This is a genomic window from uncultured Campylobacter sp. (assembly GCF_937997595.1).
GTDB lineage: Bacteria > Campylobacterota > Campylobacteria > Campylobacterales > Campylobacteraceae > Campylobacter_B.
The window spans coordinates 1-9,431 of record NZ_CALKTS010000233.1; the positions used below are offsets into that span (position 1 = coordinate 1).

11 protein-coding genes and 1 pseudogene are annotated in these 9,431 nt (G+C 46.9%); 5 read left to right on the forward strand and 7 right to left on the reverse strand.

Going from position 1 to position 9,431, the window contains the following annotated elements; translation table 11 throughout:
- The 4 genes and pseudogenes from Q0614_RS07850 to Q0614_RS07865 form a co-directional block, all read right to left on the reverse strand.
- Window positions 1-236, reverse strand: a pseudogene (locus Q0614_RS07850) (amino acid ABC transporter substrate-binding protein); the annotation flags it as partial.
- A 65-nt stretch (window positions 237-301) separates the two neighbouring features.
- Window positions 302-1,105 carry a transporter substrate-binding domain-containing protein gene (locus Q0614_RS07855; RefSeq protein ID WP_298787827.1) on the reverse strand — a complete coding sequence of 268 codons (804 nt, stop codon included), beginning with the start codon at window positions 1,103-1,105 and terminating at the stop codon, window positions 302-304.
- 20 nt (window positions 1,106-1,125) lie between these two features.
- Window positions 1,126-1,935: a transporter substrate-binding domain-containing protein gene (locus Q0614_RS07860; protein WP_298787829.1), complete on the reverse strand. Its 810-nt coding sequence runs from the start codon at window positions 1,933-1,935 to the stop codon at window positions 1,126-1,128.
- A 613-nt stretch (window positions 1,936-2,548) separates the two neighbouring features.
- Complete coding sequence (locus tag Q0614_RS07865; RefSeq protein WP_298787831.1) at window positions 2,549-2,992, reverse strand: copper resistance protein CopD; 444 nt, start codon at window positions 2,990-2,992, stop codon at window positions 2,549-2,551.
- A gap of 14 nt (window positions 2,993-3,006) precedes the next feature.
- Between Q0614_RS07865 and Q0614_RS07870 the strand changes: the two genes are divergently transcribed.
- The gene (locus Q0614_RS07870; RefSeq protein WP_298787833.1) at window positions 3,007-3,162 is read left to right on the forward strand and encodes a hypothetical protein; all 156 of its coding nucleotides are present in this window, start codon (window positions 3,007-3,009) and stop codon (window positions 3,160-3,162) included.
- Window positions 3,163-3,273: 111 nt separating this feature from the next.
- On the opposite strand, the gene Q0614_RS07875 is transcribed toward Q0614_RS07870, so the two are convergent.
- Complete coding sequence (locus tag Q0614_RS07875; protein ID WP_298787835.1) at window positions 3,274-4,593, reverse strand: Na+/H+ antiporter NhaC family protein; 1,320 nt, start codon at window positions 4,591-4,593, stop codon at window positions 3,274-3,276.
- 87 nt (window positions 4,594-4,680) lie between these two features.
- Here Q0614_RS07875 and Q0614_RS07880 point away from each other — a divergent pair, with 87 nt between their 5' ends.
- The gene (locus Q0614_RS07880; protein ID WP_298787837.1) at window positions 4,681-5,691 is read left to right on the forward strand and encodes a DUF475 domain-containing protein; all 1,011 of its coding nucleotides are present in this window, start codon (window positions 4,681-4,683) and stop codon (window positions 5,689-5,691) included.
- A gap of 46 nt (window positions 5,692-5,737) precedes the next feature.
- On the opposite strand, the gene Q0614_RS07885 is transcribed toward Q0614_RS07880, so the two are convergent.
- Window positions 5,738-6,604 carry an alpha/beta hydrolase gene (locus Q0614_RS07885; RefSeq protein WP_297948077.1) on the reverse strand — a complete coding sequence of 289 codons (867 nt, stop codon included), beginning with the start codon at window positions 6,602-6,604 and terminating at the stop codon, window positions 5,738-5,740.
- Window positions 6,605-6,727: 123 nt separating this feature from the next.
- Window positions 6,728-7,192, reverse strand: coding sequence for a WYL domain-containing protein (locus Q0614_RS07890; RefSeq protein ID WP_298787839.1), 465 nt, complete (start codon window positions 7,190-7,192; stop codon window positions 6,728-6,730).
- A 72-nt stretch (window positions 7,193-7,264) separates the two neighbouring features.
- Between Q0614_RS07890 and Q0614_RS07895 the strand changes: the two genes are divergently transcribed.
- The 3 genes from Q0614_RS07895 (at window position 7,265) to Q0614_RS07905 (ending at window position 9,192) form a co-directional block, all read left to right on the forward strand.
- Window positions 7,265-7,696 (forward strand): redoxin, encoded by a 432-nt coding sequence (locus Q0614_RS07895; RefSeq protein WP_298787841.1) that lies wholly within the window; start codon window positions 7,265-7,267, stop codon window positions 7,694-7,696.
- A gap of 138 nt (window positions 7,697-7,834) precedes the next feature.
- Window positions 7,835-8,383, forward strand: a complete 549-nt coding sequence (locus Q0614_RS07900) for a sel1 repeat family protein (RefSeq protein ID WP_298787843.1) — start codon at window positions 7,835-7,837, stop codon at window positions 8,381-8,383.
- A gap of 296 nt (window positions 8,384-8,679) precedes the next feature.
- Window positions 8,680-9,192 carry a hypothetical protein gene (locus Q0614_RS07905; RefSeq protein ID WP_298787845.1) on the forward strand — a complete coding sequence of 171 codons (513 nt, stop codon included), beginning with the start codon at window positions 8,680-8,682 and terminating at the stop codon, window positions 9,190-9,192.
- Window positions 9,193-9,431 lie beyond the last annotated feature (239 nt).

Genomic DNA, 9,431 nt, shown 5'->3' on the forward strand with positions numbered 1-9,431 from the left:
TTGCCTAGAGTTACAACATATTCGATTTTGCCGCCCTTATCGCCGAAAATTTCTTTCACGAGCTCTTCAATAAGCGAAATTTCAAAACCGCTGTATTTGCCGTCCTCGGAGACGCTAAGCGGCGGCAGTGAGCCGTCTATTCCGATACGAATGAGCCCTTTTTCTTTGATCTGCGCTAAAGAGTTAGCAAATAACGAACATGAAGCGATTAACAACGCAAATATAATCTTTTTCATAAAATTCCTTTAAATTTTACTAAAATTTTGCCGGCGAATAGAATTCCATCCATCGCCACTTTAAATTAAAACAAGCTGTAAAGATCGTCCAGCAAGAAATACTTTTTATCAATGGTGCCTTTATAAAAAGGCTCAATGCTCTCATCAAAAATTTTCGTAAAAAAGCCCTTTTTACTTAGCTCAATTAGTCCTGCATTTACCGCGTTAAGTAGCTCAGTATTGCCCTTTTGCACCGCAATGGCCAGGAAGTCCGTCGAGCCTAAATTCTTGATATTTACCTCAACCTTGTAATCGACTACGGCATAAGCAAATACAAGTAGATTATCATCGCCGTATCCGTCGCCCTTGCCCGATTTTAGGTCATTAAAGCATTCATTCGCGCTCGCACACGGTACTACGTTATAGCCCTGTTTCGTAAAGTAATCAAACACAGTAGTGCCGGGCTGCGCTAGTATAGTCTTTCCGTTTAGATCGGAGACCTTTCTGATATTATCGTCGCTACGAGTTAGCACGCCGATATTTACGCTAAAGTATGGATCGGAGAAATCTACCAGCTTCTCGCGCTCTTTCGTAACCGAGATTAGCGCGATATCTAAATCAACTCTGTTATCCTGTACCGCTTTTATACGATCATCGCCTACCGTTACGACATATTGTATCTTGCTGCCTTTATCACCGAAAATTTCTTTAACAAGCCCTTCGATTAAGAGTATTTCAAAGCCGCTATATTCGCCGGCTTTAGCGACGCTAAACGGCGGAGACGAGCCATCTATACCGATTCGAATAACCCCTTTTTCTTTGATTTGAGTCAAAGTGTTGCCAAAAAGCGAACACGCAGCCAGCATCAACGCCAAGATTATCTTTTTCATAGCGTCCCCCTTTTTAAAAATTATAGCAAGCTATAAAGATCGTCCAGCAAGAAATACTTTTTCTCTGCAGTTCCTTTGTAGTAAGGCTCGATGAAATTATCGAACGAATTTTTGAAAAAGCCCTCTTTGCTTAGCTTGATTAGCTCGCCGTTTAGAAAATCCAAAAGCTCCGAATTGCCCTTTTTCACGCCGATGGCTAAGAAATCCGAAGTGCCTAAATTTTTGATATTTACTTCAACCTTTTTATCTAATACCGGATAAGCCAGCACGACTAGGTTATCATCGGCATACCCGTCGCCCTGTCCAGCTTTTAGCGCCTTGTAGCAAGCGTTTGCGTTATCGCATCTAGCGATATTATAGCCTTGCTTTTCAAAGTATGTTTCTGCAGTACCGCCGCTAAGAACTAAAATAGTTTTATCTTGCAAATCGTTTAAGGATTTAATCTTATCTTCGATGCGGGTTAAAATGCCCATATTGACGCTAAAATACGGGGTCGTAAAATCGATCTGCTTCTCGCGCTCCGGAGTTACGGTAAGAGTTGCGATAACCGCATCCACCTTATCTTCTTGTAAAAATTTTATACGCTGATTTGCAAGCACGGAGGTAAACTCCACTTTTCCGCCTGATGGAAGCATATCTTTAGCGATGGCGTTTGCCATATCGACCTCAAAGCCCTGATGCACGCCGTCTTCTATTTTGCTAAACGGCGGCTGTGCGTCATAAACGCCTATTCTAAGCACTCCGCTACTTTTGATCTCGGAGAGCGATCTGGCGCAAAGCGCACTACTAGCTAAAGCTGCGACAAGCAGACTTAAGAGAAATTTCTTCATCCTTTTTCCTTTCTCATAAATAATTTCAAAACCATTGCCACGGCTACGGAAAACCTCAAAATCCCGCCCGAATGGCAAGCAGACATTAAATTCGCCCGCAGGCGAAAAGCAATTTTAGCTTTTTATATCTTTAATGATTATTAAATAGTAAGTAAAGTCGCTAAATAAATTCGCTTTTTCATTGTTTGCTTCGATTCCACGCGAGCTTTTTTTAGAGTTTTCATCCGCATCCTAGCGATAGAATTTAAAATTTTTAAAATTTTGCAAAATTTTAAAGCCACAGAATTTTACAAAATTTTCAGCGTAGGATTGGGCGAGAAATTTTACGAGCACTTTAAAGCTTGCGATGAAATTTTAAAATTTTATGAGATTAAATTTTGCAGATTGCGTTTGACAAAACAGCACAAGAAAGGAGTGAAATTTTAAAATTTCGTGCTTTGGTGCAGACGCGGCGGAATTTAAAATTCTTAAATCCCTATGCCCGCTCGATAAATTGGAATTTTAAAATTTTTAGCAAGCGTCGTATTTTAAAAGCAAGCAAAATTAAATCTGTGCCACGCTACAGAATTTCGCGATAAAAGCGTGCTGCCAGCGCTAAATTTTGCGCTATAAATCATACTACAAACATAAGCTTAGCGCAAAGCACGATGATGAAGCCGAAAGTAAGCGCGATCTTGTGGATATTTGCTCGTAAAAACTCAGGCGCGGGCCTTCCCATTGCACGACAACTTAAATTTATCGCTACACACACGGCGATGATGAGCGCGAGCGTGACTTTTAGCATAAAGATTTTTTGAAGCGGCGTGCCGAAATACCCGCCGTTAGCGCTTCCGACCCAGCGGCTCATCATAATTCCACCAGTGATTATCAGCGTAAAAAGGCAAACCGGCATAATCTTAATCGCGCGCGAGCCGATCGCTTTTTTAACACGCTCAAAATCCGCGCCCAGCGTGCCTTTAAGCCGCATAAAAATCACGACGTCGAAAAATATGTAGCCCAAAAAGATAATGGCGCAGATGAGATGGAAGATCTGCACGTAAGGATAAATTTGCTCCACCACCGCTCCTTGCTATGAAATTTCGCCCATTTTATGCGAAATTTCAAATTTTAGCAATGATTTTCATCAACGTGCCGCGAGCGGTTAAATTTAAGCCGATCGTGCGAGCGACGCAAATAAATTTTGGCAAAATCGCGCGAGCAAATTTAAAAGTAAAGCCGCGCAGCTAAATTTAAAAATGGCCGCATTCGTAAATTTACAAAATTTACGAGCAGCGCCGCGCGGACGAAATTCTAAAATTCTAAAATTTCGACCGCGAAAACCCGCGCAAATTCCGCAATCTATAACATCATCGAAAAGATTATGCCAAATATGATTAGCGGGATATTAAAGAAAATAAAGGTCGGCACGCAGGTATCCCACATATGGCTATGCTCGCCGTCGATATTCAGCCCCACGGTAGGCCCGAGCGTACTATCGCTCGCAGGCGAGCCCGCATCGCCGATACCCGCAGCCACGCCGATGATAAAGATCGTCGCCGCCGTGCTAAAGCCCAGCTGCGCGGCTAGCGGGCAGTATATCGTAGCGATGATAGGGATCGTGCCGAAGCTCGAGCCGATACCCATCGTCACGAGTAGCCCGATGCCGATCATCAGCAGCGCGCCGCCTAGCTTGCCGCCGCTTAAAGTGCTCGCTACGTGCACCAGCTCGTTCACGCCGCCGGTTTCTTTTAAGATCGTGCCGTATCCTGCGGCGATCAGCATCAAAAACGCGATATAGCCCATCATATGCACGCCCTCGTCAAATACGCTATCGAGCTTCTTCCACTCGATGCCTTTGCTCGCAAGCATTACTAAAATTCCGCTAAGCGCGGCAAACGGAAGCGATTTAATCCAAATTTGCACCGCGAAGCACACCGCGATGCCCGCTAGAGCGCCCCATTCGCGCATACCCATCTTAAGCTCGCTAAAATGTGCGTCCAGGCTCTGTTTGGTTTCGGCATACTCCCTCGGCTTGCGGTAGTAGATCACGGCTAGGATGAGGCCCGCGAGCATCGGCACGGCGCTTAGCCACATCACGCTCGATATATCGCTTAGGCTTACCGCGATGCCGTTTGCGTTCATATTTTTTTCGATTAGCCCCATAAAGATAAGTCCAAATCCCAGCGGCAGCGCCATATACGGCGTCTGCAAGCCGAACGTCAGCGCGCACGCTACGGCGCGGCGGTCGATCTTTAGCGAGTTCATGATCTTGACTAACGGTGGGATCAAAATCGGGATAAAGGCGATATGCACGGGGATTAAATTTTGTGAGAAGCACGCAAAAAAGGCGATCGAGAAGATAAAGACGTATTTTTTGTCGCTGATTAAATTTGCCACCGCGCGCACCAAAATCGCCGTTAGGTTGGTCTTTGAGATCGCGCTTGCGATGACGCCTAGCAGTAGATACGAAAGCGCGGTTTCTAAATTTCCGCCCATGCCGAGGCTGCCGGCGTTTTCGGGGTTGCCGTTTATGAATAAATTTATGGCATCGCCCAGCGGGATCTTGCTTGAGAGCACGGCGCATATCGTGCCGATTAGGATCGCGAGCATTACGTTGCACCTCAGCAAGCACAGCGCGCACATCACACAGATACTGATAAATACGGGATTGGTAAGCATCTTTTGCCTTTTTTGGAATTTTTGCAATTATATAGAATTTAGGGCTAAATTTTGCTAAAATCGCGCAAAAAATCGGCTAGGACGATGATGAAATATTTTTACTCCTCTTTTGTAGTAAGCCTAATTGCGCTTGCTATCGCGTTTTATATCGGCGGCGCGGGTGCCGCTTATATCTGTGCGCTTTTGTGCGCACTCGAAATCAGCCTTAGCTTCGACAACGCCGTAGTCAATGCCAAGGTGCTAAAAGATATGGCGCCGGTGTGGCAGAGCAGATTTATCCTCTGGGGTATTCCGATCGCAGTTTTTGGCATGAGATTTTTATTCCCCGTGCTAATCGTCGCCGCAAGCGCGCATCTGGGTCTTTGGGAAACCCTCGTGCTGGCGCTTAAGCAGCCGCACCGCTACCATGAAATTTTAAGCGAGAACGAAGCGCAAATTTACGTCTTCGGCGGCGCATTTTTACTGATGGTCTTTTGCGATTTTTTCTTCGATGCGCAGCGCGAGCTACACTGGCTGGGCATAATCGAAAACAACGGGCTCGTGCGATTTTTAAAGCGCATTCCAAACGCGCCCACGCTGATCGCTCTAGCCGCGGGGCTCGTGCTACTTACTAAAACGGACTCAGCGACGCTTGGTGCGGCGTATTTCGGCGCGATCCTGCTCTATCTGCTCATCTCCTGCTTCGACCGCCTTTTCGGCACGGACGGCGTAAAAAACGGCCTTGCGGGCTTTTTGTATTTAGAAACCCTAGACGCGAGCTTTAGCTTCGACGGCGTGATCGGCGCGTTTGCGCTAAGCGATAATATCTTCATCATCATGCTAGGTCTCGGCGCCGGCGCGATGTTCGTGCGCTCCATCACGCTGTATCTCATCGCTCGCGGCACGCTGTCGCACTTCGCGTATCTGGAGCACGGCGCGCACTACGCTATCGCATGTTTGGCGTTTATAATGTTTGCCAAGCTGAAATTTGAAGTAAGCGAGATCATAACCGGCACCGTGGGGATATTATTCATCGCGCTATCGCTCCTTTCGTCGGTGCTTTACAACCGCCGCAACAAGCGCAAACTAATCGAAACGATTGCGGGAAACAACGAGTGAGAATTCCTAGGTAAAATTCTGCGGTGCCGCGCGGAATTAATGGGCGTTAAGTTCTAAAGTGCAAGCGACCATTGTGCCTCTTTATATACGATTTTAAAACAGCAGCGAATTCCTGCGGTCTTTCTTTTGCGGGCCAGTGTTTACAGCCTTGCATTATATAAATTTCGCAATTAGGTATTATTTTGCTCGCCCGGACGGCTCCTTCTAGCGGTATTAATTTGTCCAAAGATCCGTGGACCAATAATACTGGGATTTTAATCTCATTAAGTCGCGAGAACAGATCGGTTGCAACTCCTTCCTTTTTTATCTCGCTTCGCTGAAACGAAATAAAAGCCCTGTCGGCGTCCGGTTTTTTCATCGCTTCGATTATTTCGCAAACCAATTCATTGCTAATCTTGGACTTATCACCGAAAAGATTATATCTAAGCGAGAATTTGATTATAGATGGAAATTTGCAAACCAAAGCGTTTAAATTATCATTTAGCCTTGAATGCACGAACCAGTACAAAAGCCTATGACGTGGTAGCTTTTTAAATAATCCCCATGCATCGAGTGGCACTAGAATTTTTATTAACTCAGGATAGTTCAAGCTCAAATTTATACTAATACCGCCGCCTAGCGAAATACCAACCAAAACTATAGGTCCATCGCTTAATTTCTCAATAAAGGCTTTTAAGATTTCCGTATAAAATTTTAAAGAGTACTCGCCCTTTATCTTATCACTATCGCCGTATCCCGGTAAATCGGGCACTATGACGCGATATTCGTCGCTAAGTAGTGGTATGATCTCTTTCCACGAAAGCATTGCAGAATCAACCCCGCCTCCGTGCAGCAAGAAAATGCTCTCGCTCGCATTGCCCGCACTATAATAGACTATATTTATGCCATTTATATCAACGTTATTCTTCTGCATCGCGGTGCGCCTCCTTTGATTTAAGATAAAATCTTACGCCAGTTCAGTATATATGGAATTTATCATATTAAATTTAATTCCATTTGAAACCAGCCTACCGCTACATAAAAATGCGTTTAAATTTTACTCAAATTCTAACTTCTCATTTTGCAAATACTCGCGGATTTGAGCGTCGAATTTTTTGCGGGCGGTGTGCGGAGAGAGGATCATGAAATGCAGAAAAAATCTTTGCGCGAGCATCAAAATCATATCGTCACTGCTGATCTCGTAGCTTACGCGGCTCCAGCCGTTTTTAAATTTCCCCCCGATCTTTTGCGAGCGAAAAAACTTCTTTGCTTCGAAAAATTTTAAAATTTTGGGCGATACGGCGACTTCGCAGGTATAGGGTTCGACGTCGTATCCGTCGTAAAAGCTCTCCATATTCAGCAGGAATTTCCGCGTATGCTCGCTGAGATTTTTGTCTCGCAATATTTTTAGCTCCCGTTTGTTTGGTGGTGAAATTTTACCTGCGGGCTCGCCGCTCTCGCTTGCGCCGCCAAAAAATCCTTCATTCAAACGCAGCTCGTCAATGATACCAAGAAGCTGCAAAATTTCATCCGTTAAGCGGGTTTAAGATTTTTTATGCTATTTTTGCGACCTATTTCGATCAAAAGGCGAGAGATGATAAATTTACCGAAAAATTGCGTAGTTTTTACCTACCCGAAAATGGGCGACAGCGGCAAATTTTTGCCCGCAGAGTTGCGCGACGCGGCGGGGCTTACGGGCTGCACGCTTCAGTGCAAGGCCTACGAGAGCGCGTTTGCGCAGATAAAAGCCCTCGGCTTCGAGCTTATCGCCGTAGGCAGCATGGGCGAGGCGGGCACGAGCGAGTTTAAGCGCGCTACGGGCGCCTCGTTTGAGTTCATAAACGACGAAAAATTCGAGCTTGAAGCGCCGCTTGGGCTCGAAACCTTCACTACCGGCGACGGGAAGAAATTTTACCACCGCCAAACGCTGATTTTTCGAGGCGGCAAGGAAGTAAAGCGCTTTAGCCGTATCGCTAAGCCCGAGCAGGACGCACAAAACGTACTTGCGGCGCTAAAGAGCCTATGATCGATCGCTTCGGCGGCGCGCTTTAAATTTCGCACTCCAAACACATTGCGACACAGGGCTGAAATTTAGGGCAGAGGCGCATTTTCCTTAAATTCAGCATTTTTAATTAAAATGGCGCTAAATTTAACGGAGGCGGGTATGAAAAAATTTCTATTTTTGGCGCTATTTTGCGCACTTGCGGCAAACTGCGGCGAGAGCGCGCGAGCGGATAAAACAGACAAAGTAACAAGTATCGGCGAGACTGCTACGCAAAACGCGCACTTTATAAAGAGCGGCGAAGCAAGTGCTGGCTCGCAAAGTAGCGCCGATGCGGTCATCCAAACGGACGGAATTTCGCGGGCGGATCTGCAAAGCTGCATCGTAAAAAGCGACGAAGGCTCCTGCGAGCGCGTCGTGCGCGGTCTGAAAAGCGGCTGCGAGCGCAAAGATCAGCTATCGTGCTTTTTCTACGCAGATGCGCTAGGGCGGGGCTTGGGCGTGGAGAAGGACGTAGTGGCGTCGTTTGAGCTTTTTCGCGAGCAGTGCGATGCCGGCAGTAGCGAAGCTTGCTACGAGCTGTCGGTCAAATATCTCCAAGGAATCAGCACCCCTCAAAGCTTTGAGCTCTCGGGGCAGGCGCTAGATAGGGCGTGCAAAATGCACAACAAGCGCGCCTGCGCGGTGCTCGATCTACTGCCGAAAAATTAGTACGGAAGAGGCAAAGCGCTTCTTTGAGCGGCGCAGAATTGCTTTTTAGGGCTAGACCGCGTAGATTACCGGACGTCTTGCAAATTTCGCCGCACGAAAGCTTAAATTTTACAACTCGCACCTAGATGAGCGTGCGATCCGCATTTAAAGGCGCCGATCACCGCGTAGCAGCCCCGTTCTGCTTCGAATGAGCGAGGTTCGGTTTTAAAATTTAAAGCGATTTTCGTGAGTGCGGCGCACGATGAAGCAGTAAATCGGGGCTAGCGAGCGGATAAACAAAATCAAAAGGAGCAGAGATGAAAGTTTTAAAGCTTGCGCTGGCGGCGGCGCTTAGTTTAGCAAACGCGGGCAGCGAAGCCAAAGAGTTTAAATTTAGCGGCGCAAAAACCAGCACGCTTTTAGCAAAATGCAGCAAAAAGGACGCCGCCGCATGCTACGAAGCGGCGATGAGATACGAGCTGGGCGGTCGCGGCGTCGTGCGAAACCGCCTCAAAGCGCAGGGCTTTTTCGCAGATGCGTGCAAGCTCGCAACCCTCGCCGAGCGGAAGCAGAGAGGCAAAACGGACGGCGCAGGCGAGCACGCGATGAGCGATCTGCGCGAGCGAGCCTGTCTGGGCAACGCCGCGGCGCTGGAGAGCTTCGCGAGCGGGCAGTGCCGCAGCCTCGTGATATACGACGAGCTTTGCGAGGGCGGCTCGCAGGAGGCGTGCGACAATCTGGCGCGGATGAAGCGCGAAGGCTGGGCGCCCAAGGAGAGCTGCAGCGAGGAGATAGTCGCAAAATTCGGCGACGGCAAGCCGCAGAGATGAAATTTTGCCCTATTTTGCGGCGATAGAGTTTAAAATTTTGCAAGTATAAAATTTGCCGAAATTTTATAGAGCTCGACCGAAAATGGTAACAAGGCGGGCTAAATTTTGAATTCTAAAACGCGTTTAAATTCATGTATTAAGCGGCGTCAATTTTTGGGCTCAGAGAGATTAGAATTTACGCGGCAAGGCTCTTTGAATTAAAAATCTCGTGTAACGGCTGGAGCTACAATTTTAAGAAC

What these genes read in the sequence shown, in the direction of transcription:
- Q0614_RS07885 (WP_297948077.1), bottom strand. Translation starts at nt 6,604, where the DNA reads ATGCAGAAGAATAACGTTGATATAAATGGCATAAATATAGTCTATTAT.
- Q0614_RS07875 (WP_298787835.1), bottom strand. Translation starts at nt 4,593, where the DNA reads ATGCTTACCAATCCCGTATTTATCAGTATCTGTGTGATGTGCGCGCTG.
- Q0614_RS07895 (WP_298787841.1), top strand. Translation starts at nt 7,265, where the DNA reads ATGATAAATTTACCGAAAAATTGCGTAGTTTTTACCTACCCGAAAATG.
- Q0614_RS07900 (WP_298787843.1), top strand. Translation starts at nt 7,835, where the DNA reads ATGAAAAAATTTCTATTTTTGGCGCTATTTTGCGCACTTGCGGCAAAC.
- Q0614_RS07905 (WP_298787845.1), top strand. Translation starts at nt 8,680, where the DNA reads ATGAAAGTTTTAAAGCTTGCGCTGGCGGCGGCGCTTAGTTTAGCAAAC.
- Q0614_RS07860 (WP_298787829.1), bottom strand. Translation starts at nt 1,935, where the DNA reads ATGAAGAAATTTCTCTTAAGTCTGCTTGTCGCAGCTTTAGCTAGTAGT.
- Q0614_RS07855 (WP_298787827.1), bottom strand. Translation starts at nt 1,105, where the DNA reads ATGAAAAAGATAATCTTGGCGTTGATGCTGGCTGCGTGTTCGCTTTTT.
- Q0614_RS07870 (WP_298787833.1), top strand. Translation starts at nt 3,007, where the DNA reads ATGAAATTTCGCCCATTTTATGCGAAATTTCAAATTTTAGCAATGATT.
- Q0614_RS07880 (WP_298787837.1), top strand. Translation starts at nt 4,681, where the DNA reads ATGAAATATTTTTACTCCTCTTTTGTAGTAAGCCTAATTGCGCTTGCT.